General features: G+C 50.8%; 12 protein-coding genes. 7 read left to right on the top strand and 5 right to left on the bottom strand.

The window, feature by feature from the left end; genetic code table 11:
- The first annotated feature begins 107 nt into the window (after window positions 1-107).
- Window positions 108-1,112: an IS110 family RNA-guided transposase gene (locus ABIC79_RS20110; RefSeq protein WP_354568289.1), complete on the top strand. Its 1,005-nt coding sequence runs from the start codon at window positions 108-110 to the stop codon at window positions 1,110-1,112.
- Window positions 1,113-1,431: 319 nt separating this feature from the next.
- On the opposite strand, the gene kdgR is transcribed toward ABIC79_RS20110, so the two are convergent.
- Window positions 1,432-2,223: a DNA-binding transcriptional regulator KdgR gene (kdgR, locus tag ABIC79_RS20105; RefSeq protein WP_013576147.1), complete on the bottom strand. Its 792-nt coding sequence runs from the start codon at window positions 2,221-2,223 to the stop codon at window positions 1,432-1,434.
- 239 nt (window positions 2,224-2,462) lie between these two features.
- Here kdgR and ABIC79_RS20100 point away from each other — a divergent pair, with 239 nt between their 5' ends.
- Window positions 2,463-3,860: an MFS transporter gene (locus ABIC79_RS20100; protein ID WP_037037455.1), complete on the top strand. Its 1,398-nt coding sequence runs from the start codon at window positions 2,463-2,465 to the stop codon at window positions 3,858-3,860.
- Between the two features lie 56 nt (window positions 3,861-3,916).
- Here ABIC79_RS20100 and htpX read toward each other — a convergent pair whose 3' ends face one another.
- From htpX to msrC, 4 genes are all read right to left on the bottom strand, one after another.
- Window positions 3,917-4,798 (bottom strand): protease HtpX, encoded by an 882-nt coding sequence (gene htpX, locus ABIC79_RS20095; RefSeq protein ID WP_013576149.1) that lies wholly within the window; start codon window positions 4,796-4,798, stop codon window positions 3,917-3,919.
- 258 nt (window positions 4,799-5,056) lie between these two features.
- A complete protein-coding gene (gene prc / locus ABIC79_RS20090) occupies window positions 5,057-7,129 on the bottom strand; it encodes a carboxy terminal-processing peptidase (RefSeq protein WP_013576150.1) in 2,073 nt (690 codons plus the stop codon).
- A gap of 19 nt (window positions 7,130-7,148) precedes the next feature.
- Window positions 7,149-7,838 carry an RNA chaperone ProQ gene (gene proQ / locus ABIC79_RS20085; RefSeq protein WP_013576151.1) on the bottom strand — a complete coding sequence of 230 codons (690 nt, stop codon included), beginning with the start codon at window positions 7,836-7,838 and terminating at the stop codon, window positions 7,149-7,151.
- Window positions 7,839-7,933: 95 nt separating this feature from the next.
- Window positions 7,934-8,431 carry a free L-methionine (R)-S-oxide reductase MsrC gene (gene msrC, locus ABIC79_RS20080; RefSeq protein WP_013576152.1) on the bottom strand — a complete coding sequence of 166 codons (498 nt, stop codon included), beginning with the start codon at window positions 8,429-8,431 and terminating at the stop codon, window positions 7,934-7,936.
- A 257-nt stretch (window positions 8,432-8,688) separates the two neighbouring features.
- Between msrC and yebS the strand changes: the two genes are divergently transcribed.
- The 5 genes from yebS (at window position 8,689) to ABIC79_RS20055 (ending at window position 16,670) form a co-directional block, all read left to right on the top strand.
- The gene (yebS, locus tag ABIC79_RS20075; RefSeq protein ID WP_112197718.1) at window positions 8,689-9,936 is read left to right on the top strand and encodes a membrane integrity lipid transport subunit YebS; all 1,248 of its coding nucleotides are present in this window, start codon (window positions 8,689-8,691) and stop codon (window positions 9,934-9,936) included.
- Window positions 9,905-12,535 (top strand): PqiB family protein, encoded by a 2,631-nt coding sequence (locus ABIC79_RS20070; RefSeq protein ID WP_037037452.1) that lies wholly within the window; start codon window positions 9,905-9,907, stop codon window positions 12,533-12,535. Before yebS ends, ABIC79_RS20070 begins: the two co-directional genes overlap by 32 nt.
- An 84-nt stretch (window positions 12,536-12,619) precedes the next feature.
- The gene (gene rsmF, locus ABIC79_RS20065) at window positions 12,620-14,137 is read left to right on the top strand and encodes a 16S rRNA (cytosine(1407)-C(5))-methyltransferase RsmF (RefSeq protein WP_314521543.1); all 1,518 of its coding nucleotides are present in this window, start codon (window positions 12,620-12,622) and stop codon (window positions 14,135-14,137) included.
- Between the two features lie 371 nt (window positions 14,138-14,508).
- A complete protein-coding gene (locus tag ABIC79_RS20060) occupies window positions 14,509-16,230 on the top strand; it encodes a sensor domain-containing diguanylate cyclase (protein WP_013576156.1) in 1,722 nt (573 codons plus the stop codon).
- A 197-nt stretch (window positions 16,231-16,427) separates the two neighbouring features.
- A complete protein-coding gene (locus ABIC79_RS20055) occupies window positions 16,428-16,670 on the top strand; it encodes a YebV family protein (RefSeq protein ID WP_013576157.1) in 243 nt (80 codons plus the stop codon).
- Window positions 16,671-16,673 lie beyond the last annotated feature (3 nt).

Below are 16,673 nucleotides of genomic sequence, written 5' to 3'. Positions count from 1 at the left end.
GATGAGGGCTGACGAACGCCTCCTCCGGGAGGCGCTTAATAAGATGGTCACCCCCACCCTGTGAGCGGTACGCTGACAGGGTGTTTTTCTTTCTGAAGGGGATCATCATGCAAAACGTTACGCTCATCGGTATTGATCTCGGCAAGCATTCGTTCCATGTCCACGCTCAGGATAAAAACGGTAATGCATTGCTACGTAAGAAGTTTTCCCGCAACCCGTTAACCGCCTTTCTCTCTACTTGTGCCGCTTCTACCGTTGTTATGGAGTCCTGTGCGGGCGCCCATTTTATGGCCCGGCACATCAGCCAGTTCGGGCATCAGGTGAAGCTCATATCTCCTCAGTTTGTCCGACCCTTCGTTAAAAGCAATAAGAACGATTTCATTGATGCCGGGGCTATCTGCGAAGCCGCATCACGACCTTCTATGCGCTTCGTGACTCCGCGAACCGAAGACCAGCAGGCTATGTCGGCGCTTCATCGCGTCCGTGACGCAATCGTCAGAGACCGCGTTAAAACCACCAACCAGATGCACGCTTTCCTGCTGGAGTTTGGCATTAGCATGCCGCGCGGCATCGCGGTTATCAGGCGTCTTGCCGCGGTGCTTGAAGAGCACGAACTGCCGCCTTATTTAGCGCGATTACTTATGCGTCTCCATCAGCATTATGCCTACCTCACTGAACAGATTGAAGAACTCGAACAAGAGTTAAAAACCCACATGGCGGATGACGATACCGCGCAGCGCTTGCTGACTATCCCCGGCGTTGGACTTATCACGGCAAGCCTTTTAGCCACGAAGCTTGGCGATGGAAAAAGTTATGCCAGCAGCAGGGACTTTGCTGCATCGACGGGGTTAGTCCCACGTCAGTACAGCACTGGCGGTAAAAGTACGCTAATGGGCATCAGTAAGCGCGGGGATAAAAATCTGCGACGTCTTCTGGTGCAATGCGCTCGCGCTTTTATGCAACGACTTGAACACAATCAGGGGCGGCTGGCTGACTGGGTGAAGGCCCAGCTCTCGCGGCATCACCCGAACGTAGTGGCCTGCGGGTTAGCCAACAAACTGGCCCGAATAGCCTGGTCGGTGACAACCCATCGTACAGCTTTTATCCAATAAAAAGAGCCAACAGGGACGAACTGTTAGCTCTTAGGCATTACGCAGTGACTTTCTGGTTTTGCGACGACCGATTATTGATGACATGAACGGCACAGCGACCTGCGGATGAACCTGACATAAAAAATGGCTCTTTGAAGCCGTCCGTTTTTTAAGGTTCTGCAGGCGCGGACTTCATCGTGGCGCAGGCAACGTAAGGTTGCCCATCAGACGCCGTATAGATTTAAGCAAGTCCATCATAAATCAAAATCAACGTTGCAAAAACGGGGGTGACCATAGATTTTTATGTCTGAAATTCCGCAATCACTCAGAACGCGATTATTCAGAACGGATAGTCGTGAAAACCGATTTGCTCTGAAATATTCCGCGCGGCAGTATGCAGCATTTCTACGTAATGACTTTTGCTTTCTTCGGAGAAACGAATCGTCGGGAAAGAAATACTCAAACCAGCAATCACCACGCCAAAGCGGTCGAATACCGGAACTGCGATACAACGAAGCCCTTGTTCCTGCTCTTCATTGTCTTCGCCGAAACCCTGCGCGCGAACCTGATCCAGCGCAGTCTGCAAATCGGCAGCATTCATGATGGTATTTTCAGTGCTGCGGGTAAATTCAATTTCCTGCAACAGCGCGCTGACTTCTGCTTTATCGCCCCATGCCAGCAGCACTTTACCGATTGCGGTGGTGTGCAGCGGATTGCGGCGACCAATACGCGAATGCATGCGCAGGTTGTACATCGAATCAATTTTATGGATGTAGACAATCCCGTCTTCATCCAGTGCACCGAGGTGGATCGTTTCGCGGGTCAGACGGGACAATTCGCGCATCTGAATATCAGCGCTGCGGATCAGATCGACGTTTTGCAACGCTTTGGCACCCAGTTCAAACAACTTGAGCGTCAGGGAATATTTCTCTGATTCTCCTTCCTGTGCGACATAACCCAGGGATTTCATGGTCTGAAGAAAACGGTAGACCGTACTTTTAGACATCATTACGCGCTGAGAAAGTTCAGTAATGCCAATCTCACGCTCTTCCCCCAACGCCTGTAAAATGCCAAAAACTTTCAGGACTGAGGAGACGGAATCGGGTTGCTTATCAAGATCTGCGATAGCCATAGGGTGTATTACCTGCTCGCGTTGAGTTTGTTTCAAAAAAAATAGAACGTGGTTTTTATTATACTGTCAAGCATCGCTGAGAAGCAATCAACCCATTGATCAAGAATGTAAGAACTGTTAAGCCAGTTTCATTCCCGACAGAGAGATAAAAAATTCATTACATCATGTGACAATTGTCACTTTACGTTAATTAGCGTAGTAATATTCCCCTCTCTGATGACTACGCACTGACAGAACTCATGACTTCTACACCTGCTGACGGATTACCCATTCCACAACGATATGGTGCCATTCTGGCCATTGCGCTGGGTATTACCGTTTCTGTACTGGATGGCGCTATCGCTAATGTCGCACTGCCCACCATCGCTAATGATTTCCATGCCAGCCCGGCAACCTCTATCTGGGTGGTTAACGCCTATCAGCTGGCGATCACGATTTCTCTGCTTTCTCTGGCTTCACTGGGCGACATATTTGGCTACCGCCGTATTTACCAGACGGGTTTGCTGGTATTTAGTATCACCTCGCTCTTTTGCGCCTTGTCGGATTCACTGATGACACTGACTGTCGCCCGTGTGTTACAAGGTTTTGGTGCGGCAGCGATCATGAGTGTAAATACCGCGCTGATACGTATTATTTATCCGCAGCGTTTCTTAGGACGTGGCGTCGGTATTAATGCACTTATCGTTGCCGTCTCGGCAGCGGCCGGACCCACCATTGCCGCTGGTATTCTGTCGGTAGCCTCCTGGCAATGGCTGTTTGCCATCAACGTTCCGATTGGTATTGTGGCTCTGATACTCGGTCTGAAGTTTTTACCGGCGAACTCGACGCGAAGTCAGGGTCAGCGTTTTGATATCATCAGCAGCGTGATGAATGCCCTGACCTTTGGCCTGCTGATCAGCGCCATCAGTGGATTTGCGCAAGGTCAGAACCCTATGTTGATCCTGAGCGAAGTCATTGCCCTCCTGATCATCGGCTGGTTCTTCGTACGCCGTCAGCTTTCCCAGCCTTTCCCGCTGCTGCCGATCGATTTATTGCGCATTCCTATTTTCAGTATGTCTCTGGGCACTTCGCTGTGTTCTTTCAGCGCCCAGATGCTGGCTTTTGTTTCACTGCCCTTCTTCCTGCAAAACACTCTCGGTCTGAATTCCGTGGAAACAGGCCTTCTGCTCACGCCGTGGCCGCTGGCGACGATGGTGATGGCGCCGATCGCCGGCCGTCTGGTTGAGCGCTTCCATCCGGGAATGCTGGGCGGGATTGGTCTGATCGTGTTCTCATTCGGGCTCTTTTCCCTGTCATTACTGCCATCAGAGCCTTCGCATCTGAACATTATCTGGCGCATGTTGCTGTGTGGTGCCGGCTTTGGGTTATTCCAGTCGCCGAATAATCACACAATCATCAGTTCAGCCCCGCGAAACCGTAGTGGCGGTGCGAGCGGACTGCTGGGCACTGCGCGTCTTTTGGGTCAGACAACCGGCGCGGCGATGGTTGCCCTGATGTTTAACCTGTTCCCGCAGCATGGCACTCACGCATCACTGATCCTTGCAGGAATGCTGGCCGGAACCGGCGCGCTGGTCAGTTTACTGAGGATGACGCAGAAAACCAGCAGCCAGAAGGAATCGGAAAACCTGAAATCCTGATATGAAAAAGCCCGGCAGAGTAGCCGGGCTTTTTGTTCAGCATTGCTGGAAACAAACTACTTGATGTATGCACCACTGCGCAGCGCTTCGATACGCTTGTCGAGTGGCGGGTGGGACATAAACAGCTCGCTGAATGACTTCGATTTACCGTTGATGCAAAACGCCATCATGCTCCCCGCTTCCTGCGGTTCGTGACTGGTTTTAAGGCGCTGCAACGCAGCAATCATTTTTTCACGGCCCACCAGTTTTGCAGAACCCGCATCCGCATGGAATTCACGGTGACGCGAGAACCACATCGTGATGATGCTGGCCAGAATACCGAAGACCAGTTCAAGCACGGTCGCCACGGCAAAATAAATCAGCGGATTGCCGTTACTGCTCTCTTCGCCATCACGGTTGCCGGAAAGGAAGCCCGAGGCCACCTGCGCAATAATACGTGAAATGAAGATCACGAAGGTATTCACGATCCCCTGAATCAGCGTCATGGTTACCATATCGCCGTTCGCAATGTGGCTGATTTCATGGGCGATAACCGCCTCGGCTTCGTCCTGACTCATGCTTTGCAGCAATCCGGTGCTCACCGCCACCAGAGAGGCATCGCGACGTGCACCCGTGGCGAAGGCGTTAATATCGGGTGCGTGATAAATCGCGACCTGTGGCATCGCAATGCCCGCCTGCTGAGACTGGCGACGCACGGTGTCCATCAACCAGCGCTCAGTTTCGTTACGCGGCTGCTCAATGACTTCCCCCCCCACTGAGCGTAACGCCATCCATTTCGACATCAGTAATGAGACAATTGCGCCACCGAAGCCAAACAGCCCGGCCATGATCATCAGCCCCGGCACGCTGCTGTGCTGAATGCCGGTCAGGCTAAGTACCAGCCCGAATACCAGCATAACGGCCAGGTTAGTCAGCAGGAACAACGCTATACGCATCATAAAATTTCACTTCCTCATTGTTACTTCATTGTTATTAGCGAGTCATACCACCGGCACATAGCATGCCGGGCTGTACTGATCCTATGGGCTTCTTATCAGGATTCAAGACTCCATGCGTTCTGAAGGCCTGAATTCACAATACTTTACATTTTGAAGCGTTTGCTTTTACAGACAGGGCTGAAATACCGATGTTATTGAGAAATACACGACATAAAAAAAGCGCACCGGAGTGCGCTTTTAGTCAGTCTGTCACAAGAATTATTTTGCCGGGGCCTGATCAACCTGAGACTTTTCCAGCTTGCCGAGATCGACAGCAATATGGTCGGCTTCATCAAGGTAAGGATCCGGAGCAACATAATCTTTCGGCAGATCGTCGAGAGATTTCAGCGGCTTCTTGCCTTCACGCTTGAAGCGTTCATTCAGGCGATTAAGACGCAGTGCATCATCCTCTTTATCTTCTTTATCACGCTGGGCGTAATTCAGAGAGGCAATGTTACGTTTGTCTTTCAGCGCCTTGTAACGCGCGATATCTTGCTGGATGTACTGGAACTCAGGATTTTGCGCAATACGGGCTTCATGCATTTTCAGCAATTCAGGCAGGAACGGTTTCATGTCGCCTAATTTGGTGTAGGTTGCCGCATTAATACTATCCCACGGAAGTGCGTTATCTTCGAACTTCTCGCCGGTTTCAATCGATTCAATACCGGTTGGCATCAGGATATCCGGGGTAACCCCTTTACGCTGAGTACTGCCGCCATTGATGCGATAGAACTTCTGGATAGTGTATTGCACAGAACCGAGCGCAGGCCATTCAGGGCGCAGCATCTGGTCGTAAATGCGGTTCAGTGAACGATACTGCTGAACCGTACCTTTACCGAAGGTCGGCTCACCGACAATCAGCGCACGGCCATAATCCTGCATAGCGGCGGCGAAGATTTCTGATGCCGAAGCACTGAAGCGGTCAACCAGAACCACCAGCGGGCCTTTGTAGTAAACGACGCCATCAGTATCACTGTCCTGACGGATGCGACCATTATTATCGCGTACCTGAACCACCGGACCACTTGGGATAAACAGACCGGACAGCGAAACAGCTTCCGTCAGCGCCCCCCCTCCGTTGGTGCGCAGATCGATAACCAGGCTGTTAACGTTCTGCTTAGCCATTTTCTGCAACTGCACTTTGACGTCATCTGTCAGGCCAACATAGAAGCCAGGAATGTCCATCACAGCGACTTTTTGAGCGCCAACATTTTTGATGGTCATTTTGACGGCGCGATCTTCGAGACGAATCTTCTCGCGGGTCAGCGTAATCACATGGTTCTTGGCATTTTTACCCGCTGGCAAGATCTGCAAACGGACTTTGCTGCCTTTTGGCCCTTTGATTAACGCAACCACATCGTCGAGACGCCATCCGATCACATCAACAATCGGAGTCTGTTTTCCTGCCTGAACCTGACCGACACCCACAATACGGTCACCCACTGCAATGGCTTTACTTTTGGCCGCCGGGCCGCCAGCAACCATCGAATTGATGACTGTATAATCGTCGTCACCTTGCAAGACCGCACCAATACCTTCCAGAGACAGGCTCATTTCAGTATTAAATTGTTCAGTGCTGCGAGGCGATAAATAGTTGGTGTGCGGATCAATTTCGTGCGCGAAGGCATTCATGACCAGTTGGAAGACATCTTCGCTGTTGCTTTGCGTCAGACGCTTCATCGCAAAATGATAACGCTTAGACAATACATCGCGAATTTCCTGATCGTTCTTGCCGGTCAGTTTGAGGTTCAGCTCGTCATATTTGACTTTCGCATCCCACAATTTGTCCAGCTCAGCGCGGTCTTTCGGCCACGGTGATTTACTGCGATCAAGTTCAATGGTGTCGTTGCCCGTAAAATCCATCGGGCGCTCAAGCACTTTTAACGCATAGTCATAACGTTCAAAGCGGCGTTTCTGAGCCAGATTGAATAAGGCATAGGGGGTAGTTAACTGACCGGATTTCAGTTCCTCACCCAAGGTGGCACGTTTATCAGTAAATTGTGCGACATCGGAAGCCATTAATACGTTATGGCCATAATCGAGCATGTTGAGGTAACGGTCGAAGATTTTCGCTGAGAAATCTGCATTAAGGTCGAACTGACGATAATGTGAACGGGTAAAACGAGCAGTCACACGCTCGCTCACCGTTGCATCCTGCGGATCCTGCGTTAAATTAGGAAGTTGAGCGAGAGTCACCGGTGTACTCTCGTTCGCAGCAAAGCTGGTGTTCACCAGCCCGGCTCCTGCCATTAACAGACCCGCAATAACGCTTAATCTGACAAATTTGTTCATGCCTGAGTTGGCCTCCGTATCAGAACTGCAAATGTTCTGCGCGTACAATCATCGCCAGACCCGAAGAGAGTTGAACGCGAACACCGTCTTTGGCAATTTCCAATACGGTTGCATCCATCGCACTCTGACCTGCTCTGACTTTGATTTCCTGGCCAATTTGCAGTTTTGAAATGTCTGTTACTGGCACATGACGCGGTTCACGTTTTTCCTCACGCGGTGGGCGAGGTGTACGTGGTTTGCGATTTTCCTGGCCAGCCACAGCTGCGGGCGCATTTTCACGACGCGGCGCAGGTTTTTTAGCGGCCGGACGTGGACGACGTGGCTCAGCGGTTTCACCGGCTTCACGACGTTTAGCCTGTTGTTCCGCACGTTGTGCCTGAACACGGGCTTTCGCTTCTTCCAACTGTTTACGGGCATGTTCTACGTGCTGTTCTTCAAGAACGCCACATGAATTACCATCAAGATCAACACGTTCTGCACCGACTTTAACGCCGTACAGATAACGCCAGCTTGAGGTATACAGGCGCAGAGCAGAGCGTAACTGAGTTTTGCTCAGATTCTCTTCACCTTGCACGCGCGCGACCAAATCCGCAAAGATACCGATCTTTAATGGGCGTGCTTCGCCTTCGGCGGTAAAACAGAGCGGGAACCGCTCAGCCAAAAAGGCGATGACTTCTTTACTACTGTTCAACTTAGGTTGATTTTCCATGAAATTTCCTGATTACAACGGGTTTGCCAACCGGCGCAGGCATGAACAGGCGTCATTATAATGACGCCATTATTAAATGCCACGTTATCCGACGATCAACTTACGATCAGATTGACATATTTTTCAGCATCGCAGCTTTCGAGATGCTGGCAAAGCCCGCTGACTAACTCTGTCAGCCCCAGTTCATCCGCTTCATCGAAGCGTTGATAAACGGTGCTATCAATGTCTAATACGCCGATCACTGTGCCATTAACGGCCACTGGCAGAACAATTTCGGCATTACTTGCTGCATCACAGGCGATATGCCCGGGGAAGGCATGAACATCGCCCACACGCTGTACAGCATTTTCCGCTACTGCGGTACCGCAGACGCCTTTTCCTACCGGAATACGCACGCAGGCAATTTTACCCTGGAATGGCCCCAGCACGAGTGTTGTGCCGTCCAGCAGATAAAAACCTACCCAGTTGACGCCATCAAGACGTTCAAAAAGTAAGGCACTTGCGTTCGACAGAGTAGCAATAAAATTGTTTTCTCCGGCGATCAACGCGTTCAAATCACGTTTTAATTCCGTGTAGAATGCTTCTTTATTCATGTAGTAACCAATAATGACCTAAGGGCACTGAGCCGTTCTGTTGTGCTTAACCCCTATAAAATAAGCATTAAATGCCCATGTGAACAAGGTTAATCCTGTGTGACATCAAAAAGACTCTCCTACAATAACTGTTTGCCGACCGCATAATACGTTATTTTGTCAAAAAAACCTGGCTGATCTTGGCCTGATGGCCTCGTCTGCCCCCCAACGGGGATGCGTAATTGTAACAACAGGTATTCTTTACTATTCCAGGTACTATGAAAATAAACACAATATCAGTCCAGTTACCGCATGTTCGCTACCAGCGGTGCCATGAATGCGATTACCTTTTCTCGCTTCCGGCGCTGAAACGGACGCAAACTGCACATTGCCCGCGCTGTAATGCCAAAGTGGAAAAAGGCAAAGTTTGCTCCCTTCCCCGGCTGATCACTATGGCCATCAGCATTTTGCTGCTGATGCCTTTCGCTTATACCGAACCACTGATCAGCATCCGTCTGCTTGGCACGCGTATTGACGCCAGCCTGCTTGAAGGCATCTGGCAGATGTCGCGTCAGGGCGATCCGGTCACGGCAAGTATGGTCGCGTTTTGCACCATCGGTGCGCCGCTGACACTCGCTGTTTCAATTCTTTATCTGCATTTTGGCAGCAAGCTGGGGATGAATCTCAAACCTGTATTGCTGATGCTTGACCGCCTGAAAGACTGGGTGATGTTGGATATTTATCTGATTGGCATGGCGGTCGCCAGCATCAAGGTCAAAGAATATGCGGATATCAATGCCGGAGTTGCACTGGCCGCGTATCTGATGATGACTGTGATGGTCACAATGACGATGATTAATCTTAATATTGAGCAGCTGTGGGAGGAGTTTTATCCGCAGCGCAGGCCAAAGGGCGTACCGTCTTCACTCCGTTTGTGCATTGCCTGTAAATTTACCGGATTACCGGATGAACACGGGCGCTGTCCACGCTGTCATGTTCCCATGCAACGACGCTACAAACACAGTCTGCAAAAAACCTGGGCGGCGTTGATTGCGGCCATGATGTTTTTAATCCCGGCCAATTTGCTGCCGATTTCCATCATTTACGCCAACGGGCAGCAACTGAAGGACACTATTTTCTCCGGTGTCGTTTCGCTTGCCACTTCAGGGAATATCCCGATTGCCGCGATTGTGTTTATTGCCAGCGTACTGGTGCCTTTTACTAAAGTGATTGTGATGCTGACACTGTTACTCAGCATCCATTTTAAAGCGATTCAGGGACTGAAAACGCGCATCCGTTTACTGCGACTGGTCACCTGGATAGGACGCTGGTCGATGCTGGATTTGTTTGTTATTTCATTAATGATGTCGCTGGTAAACCGTGACCAGCTTTTGTCTTTTACTATGGGTCCGGCCGCCTTTTACTTTGGCTCTGCCGTAATTCTGACCATTCTTGCCGTTGAATGGCTTGATAGCCGCTTGATTTGGGATGCACATGCAACAGGAAACGCCGAATACACCGACTGAAGCACGGATAAAACACAGGCGCCGGATTTCGCCTTTCTGGCTTCTGCCGTTTATTGCTTTACTGATCGCCGGATGGCTGATTTACAGCAACTATCAGGAGCGTGGAAATACTGTCACGATCGATTTCCAGTCAGCAGCGGGTATCGTTGCGGGCCGTACTCCTGTGCGTTATCAGGGGGTTGAGGTTGGGACAGTAGAGTCCATCAGTCTGACCAAAGATCTGCGTACCATTCAGGTAAAAGTCAGTATCAAAAGCGATTTGTCTGACGCCCTGCGCGAAGGCACACAGTTCTGGCTGGTGACGCCAAAAGCCTCACTGGCCGGGGTTTCCGGCCTTGATGCGCTGGTGGGCGGTAACTACATCGGCATGATGCCCGGCCCCGGCAAAGAGAAAGATCATTTCGTCGCGCTCGATACCCAGCCTAAATTCCGCCTGAATACCGGTGAGCTGATGATTCACCTGCATTCAAAAGATCTGGGCTCACTGAGCACCGGCTCCCTGGTGTATTACCGCAAAATCCCTATCGGGAAAGTTTACGATTACGACATTGAAAGTGGTAATGACGGCGTCACGATTGATTTGCTGATCGACAAGCGTTTTGCCGGTCTGGTGAAAGACAACACGCGCTTCTGGAACGTATCCGGTTTTAAAGGCGACTTCAGCCTGAGTGGCGCGAAAGTGCAAATGGAAAGTCTGGCCGCGCTGGTTAACGGAGCCATTTCAATGGATTCGCCAAATGATGGTAATCCGGCCAAAGCAGACCAGTCTTACGTGCTGTATCCGGATCTGGCGCAGAGCCAGCGTGGGGTTGAAATCAATCTCGATTTGCCGAACGGCAACGGCTTGTCAGAAGGACAGACACCGCTGATGTATCAGGGGTTGCAGGTCGGTACCCTGACCAAAGTCACTTTGCAACCCGACAATAAAGTTACCGGTAAACTCACTGTCGACCCTTCGGTAATCGACATGATGCGTACCGGGACGCGTATCGAAATGAACAGCCCGAAAATTAGTTTGAACAACGCTAATATCAGTCAGTTACTGACGGGTAATACGCTGGAACTGATCCCGGGCGATGGGGAACCGCAAAAGCATTTCGTGGTGCTTGACAGTAACCAGCGCCTGCTTCAGAACCCCGGTACCGTCAAGATTCAGCTGATTGCGCCGCAAAGCTATGGAATTGATGCGGGGCAGCCGATCAAGCTTTACGGTATCAACGTCGGCTCGGTGATTGACCGCACGCTGACTGATGAAGGCATCCTGTTTAATGCCGCGATCAAGCCGGAATATAAAAATCTGCTGCACAAAGACAGCAAGTTTGTGGTCAACAGCCGCGTGGATGTGAAGCTGGGTATTGATGGCATGGAAGTGTTGGGTGCCAGCGCACAGGAATGGGTCGATGGGGGTATCCGCCTCATTCCTGGCAGTAAAGGTGAACCCGTTCAGAAATACCCGCTTTACAGCAACGCGGAAAAAGCCGCTGAAGGTATTCAGGGAGATCAGCCAGGTGCCACACTGACATTGACGGCGAAAACCCTGCCAGATATTCAGGCAGGATCAGTGGTGCTTTACCGTAAATTCCAGGTCGGGCAGATTGTGAATGTTCGCCCGAAAGCGAACGAGTTTGAAGTGGATGTGTATATTCAGCCGCAATACCGCAATCTTCTGTCTGAGAAAAGCATTTTCTGGGCTGAAGGTGGTGCCAAAGTGCAGCTCAATGGCAGCGGTCTGACCGTTCAGGCCTCGCCGCTGGATCGTGCGCTGAAAGGCGCCATCAGCTTTGATAATCTTGAAGGTGTCTCCACCAGTAAAGGCGTGAAACGGGTTCTGTATGATTCAGAAACCGCGGCCCGCGCTGTCGGCAGCCAGATAACGCTGAACACTTATGATGCCAGTAAGCTTTCTGCTGGCATGCCAATACGCTATCTGGGCATCACAATTGGTCAGGTCGAATCACTGAAGCTCGATCCGCAGCTCAATCAGGTTTCGGCCAAAGCCGTGTTATATCCGGAATTTGTGAACGACTTCGCCCGTCGCGGTTCTCGCTTCTCGATTGTTTCTCCGGAGATTTCAGCCGGTGGTGTCAGTAATCTGGAAACCCTGCTCCAGCCTTATATCAACGTTGAAGCAGGCAAAGGCGTTCCGGCGCGTAATTTCGACCTGCAGGAATCTACCATTACCGATTCCCGCTACACCGACGGTCTTGGCATTGTTGTTGACGCAGCAGAAGTCGGTTCATTGCAAATCGGCACGCCAGTGTTGTTCCGTGGCATCGAAGTAGGTACGGTCTCGGGCTTCTACCTTGGCGCGATGGCCGACCGGGTAAACGTGACGTTGAGGATCAGTAAGAAATACCAGTATCTGGTGCGCGAAAACTCGGTGTTCTGGCTGGCATCCGGTTATGACCTTCAATTCGGTCTGACCGGCGGCGTGTTCAAAAGCGGCACATTCCAGCAGTTTATCCGTGGCGGTATCGCTTTTGCGACCCCACCGACAACGCCGCTGGCGCCGAAAGCCAGCAATGGCAACCATTTCCTGCTCAATCCGGAAGCGCCAAAAGACTGGCAGAAATGGGGAACGGCAATCCCCAAAAATTAACCAATATGATTTTCATCAAGGCCACCTTCGGGTGGCCTTTTCGTTTCCTGGTTACGACTGAAGCCCCTCCCTGCGCAGGTAAATATGCTAAACTCCGCGGCTGAAAACTTATTCAGTTCTGGAACCGCACTCTTGTCAAAGCTCACCACTGCCAGCAGTTTTGCTGATAAATTACCCGCCGCTTTTCTGGAAGCCACTCGTGCAATCATGCCTGCCAGCCTGAGCATGGAGGATTTTATCGCTGCCTGTCAGCGCCCTCTTCGCCCCAGCCTGCGGGTCAATACCCTCAAAATCAGCGTGGAAGATTTCCTTACACTGGCCGGCAGTTATCAGTGGGATTTAGAGCCTGTGCCGTGGTGCGCCGAAGGTTTCTGGATCAACCGCCATGCACTGGATGAATCGCGTTTAGGTAATGCGTTGTCTCATCTTGCGGGGTTGTTTTATATTCAGGAAGCCAGCTCAATGCTGCCGGTCACTGCGTTATTTGCTGATGGCACTCAGCCGACGCTGGTGATGGATGTCGCCGCCGCACCGGGTTCAAAAACCACGCAGATTGCGGCGCTGATGGAAAATCAGGGCGGCATCGTTGCCAATGAATATTCCGCAAGCCGGGTAAAAGTTCTGCACGCCAATATCAGCCGCTGCGGTGTCAGCAATACAGCACTCACCCACTTTGACGGGCGCGTATTTGGTGCCGCATTACCGGAAACTTTCGATGCCATTCTGCTGGATGCCCCCTGCTCGGGCGAAGGCGTTATCCGTAAAGATCCTGATGCCATGAGCAACTGGTCTGAAAACAGCGTGTCGGAAATTGCTGCCACGCAGCGTGAACTGATCGACAGCGCTTTTCATGCGCTGAAACCGGGCGGTGTACTGGTTTATTCAACCTGCACCCTTAATGCGCAGGAAAACCAGCAGGTCTGCCAGTGGCTGCTCGAGACTTATGCTGATGCGGTGGAAAGTGAATCGCTGGCAGACTTATTCCCGGGTGCGAGGAAAGCGGTGACGCAGGAAGGCTATCTGCACGTATTCCCTCAGGTTTATGACAGTGAAGGTTTCTTCGTCGCGCGTTTTCGCAAAACGGACTCCGTACCGCGCTTGCCTGTTCCGGGATACAAAGTCGGTCGTTTCCCTTTCTCTCCGCTTTCCCGTCAGGACAGCGCAGAAATTATCAAAGCTGCCGGTCAGTCCGGACTGTTATGGCAGGAAAAACAATATACGTTGTGGCAACGCGACAAAGAGATCTGGATATTCCCAGCAGTTCTGGAACCGCTGTTTGGGAAAGTGCGCTTTTCGCGTATTGGTATCAGGCTGGCTGAACGCTTTCCGAAAGGCTTCCGCTGGCAACACGAAGCCGTGGTCGCATTCAGCGATACTGAAACTAAAAACCGTTTTGAAATTGACGACGAACTGGCGCAAAACTGGTTCCGGGGCGTCGATATTTATCCGCAAACTGCCCCACCGGCAGATGAATGTCTGGTGACATGGCTCGGCCAGCCGTTGGGATTAGCGAAACGAATCGGAAGCCGGATTAAAAATAGTTTGCCGCGTGAGCTGGTCAGGGATGGCGCGGTTCGTCCGCAGACCTTATCGAACGATTAATTAATTTAAACTTTTTGCAAACTTCTGTGCCATAAGATCATCGTGATGGCGCAGAATATTCTACCTAATCATTATCTTTAACGATTAAAAACTCATCCTGACAAGCATTTTGGCGAATTCTGTACAACGTCGTGTTTAGGTGAAATAGGGGTGACAAAGTGTATGGAACCCTTACTTAGGCAACATTTTATGCCGAATATAGTAGATAATTATTTATATTATCAAGAAAGATTTATTGAATTATAAGTAGGAATAATCCTACCGTGACATGTATTATTGCCATCAAGATAACATTGCTAGTGATATATCATTTTCAGATATAAATCTTAATGCCTGATGTTGAGTAAAGACCTGCCAGTCGGAGAAGTGTCATGTCGGATGAAATGAAACTCGAATCAGCAGATGGGCTGCTATTACAGCAAATGGCCAGCCTGCGGGATATCATCGATAACAATTCTGACTGGATCTGGGAAGTCGATACGCAGGGGCGTTATGTTTTCTCTTCCAATAAATGCATCGAGTTTCTCGGTGTTCCACCTGAAAAAGTATTAGGCAAAACGCCTTTTGACTTCATGCCACCTGATGAAGCCAAACGGGTTGGCGAGCAGTTTGCTGCTATCGTCGAACGACGCGCGCCATTCGGCGGTTTGCTGAACCGTAATATTCGCCCTGACGGGACGGAAGTCATTCTTGAAACCAGCGGTGTTCCGCTGTTTGACAACGAAGGTAATTTCCGGGGTTATCGGGGGATCGATCGTAACCTGACCAGCCTTGATCAGGCTCCGGGTCAGCGCCTCTTCCAGCTTGAAACCATTTATTCCAATGCGCCGGTCGGCCTGTGTTTTATCGACCTGCAAATGCGCTACGTCACCGTAAACGATGCCATGGCGAATATTATCGGTTTACAACCTTACGAAGCGATTGGTCGTAAAGTCGGCGTGTTTCTGCCCGGTCTTTCTCCGTTGCTCAATAATGCACTTGAACTTGCGAAGCGGAATGAAACCACGCCGGACCGCGAATTTTCCGTTCCCGGTAAGAATCAGGTTTTCTTTGTACGTATCAAAGCCGCCTGTGATACGCAGAATCAGCTTAATGGCCTTTCCGTCGCGATGACCGACATTACCAGCCTCAAACGTATGGAAAGAGCACTGCGTGAAAGCCAGGAGCATTACCGCAATATGGTTGAGCTGAACCCGCAAATCCCGTGGACAGCCGATCCGCGCGGTCTGCTCAACGACGTCAGCTCGCGCTTCCAGCGGATTACCGGCATGACGCGACAGGATATTCTGGCAGATAAGTGGATCCAGAGTATGCATGTGGAAGACCGCCGTGCTGCCGTACAAACCTGGGAACATTGCCTGAAGACCGGCGCCCCCCTGGATATTGAAGTTCGTTTCTGCCACGTAGACCGCGGCTGGAACTGGATGCGCATTCGTGCCGCAGCGAGCTATGCCGCTGACGGCTCCATTCAGCGCTGGTATGGCACCGCCGAAGATGTGCATGAACGTAAGTTGCTGGAACTGAAACTGGTCAAAGCTAACCGCCGTCTGGAAATTCAGGCGCGCACGGACTCGCTGACCAAATTGCCGAACCGCCGTGAATTTAAAAAAGTGCTCAGCCATGAATACATGCGTGCCAAGCGTAACCGCACGCCGCTGACCGTGGTGATGATCGACATCGATTACTTCAAACATTTTAACGATCACTACGGCCATCTTTCCGGTGACGCCTGTCTGCGTCTGGTCGCCCGTACATTACGAAAATCACTCAAACGCAGCACCGATGTCGTGACACGTTTTGGCGGCGAAGAATTTGCCGCGATTCTGCCGGATACGGATTTGAAAGGGGCGTGGATTGTGGCGCAGCATATTATGGAATCCATTGAAGTGCTGGGCATCAAACACAGCTTCAGTGAATTTAATCGCGTCACCATCAGCCAGGGGATTGCGACCTATATGCCAGATCAGGATCCGGACATTGAGGATCAGTCGGATATTGTGAGTGCCGCTGATGAAGCGCTGTACCTCTCAAAAAACAACGGTCGCAATCAGATTAATGCCATGCCCGTCTCGGTAAGATTCAATAAACTTTAATCCTCTGTACAGTCAGTCGTGCGCTATCTGCCGCGCGGCTGGTTCACCTTCCCCTCCTCTTTTTTTTGCCTGTTTTATGCAGCAGTAAAATTCAGGTGGCACTTTTTGTGCTGTCGTCTATCCTCATATAAGGGCGACCAACTGGTCATACCTGATGTTGTTGAAATTACTCGCGTCACTCTGGCAAGGGGTACCTGATGGGAAAATCGAGCATAAGAATTGGTAGCTACGAAATTGACGATGCGCATCTCTCAACGCCTGAAGCAAAAGGCGGCGATAAAGTGCACATCCCGTGCAAATCAGATCCTGATTTGTGTATGCAACTTGATGCCTGGGATGATCACACCAGTGTCCCGGCAGTGGTCGATGGTCGTCACTCTGTGTTGTACAAGGAGAAGTATGACGAACAGAAAGATGAGTGGATAATGCGACTGGAGTGATAC

The sequence above is a fragment of the Rahnella sp. 2050 genome (assembly GCF_040544515.1).
GTDB classification, from domain to species: Bacteria; Pseudomonadota; Gammaproteobacteria; order Enterobacterales; family Enterobacteriaceae; genus Rahnella; species Rahnella aceris.
Note: the sequence above shows the minus strand (reverse complement) of the source record. Positions and strands in the feature narration are given on the sequence as shown.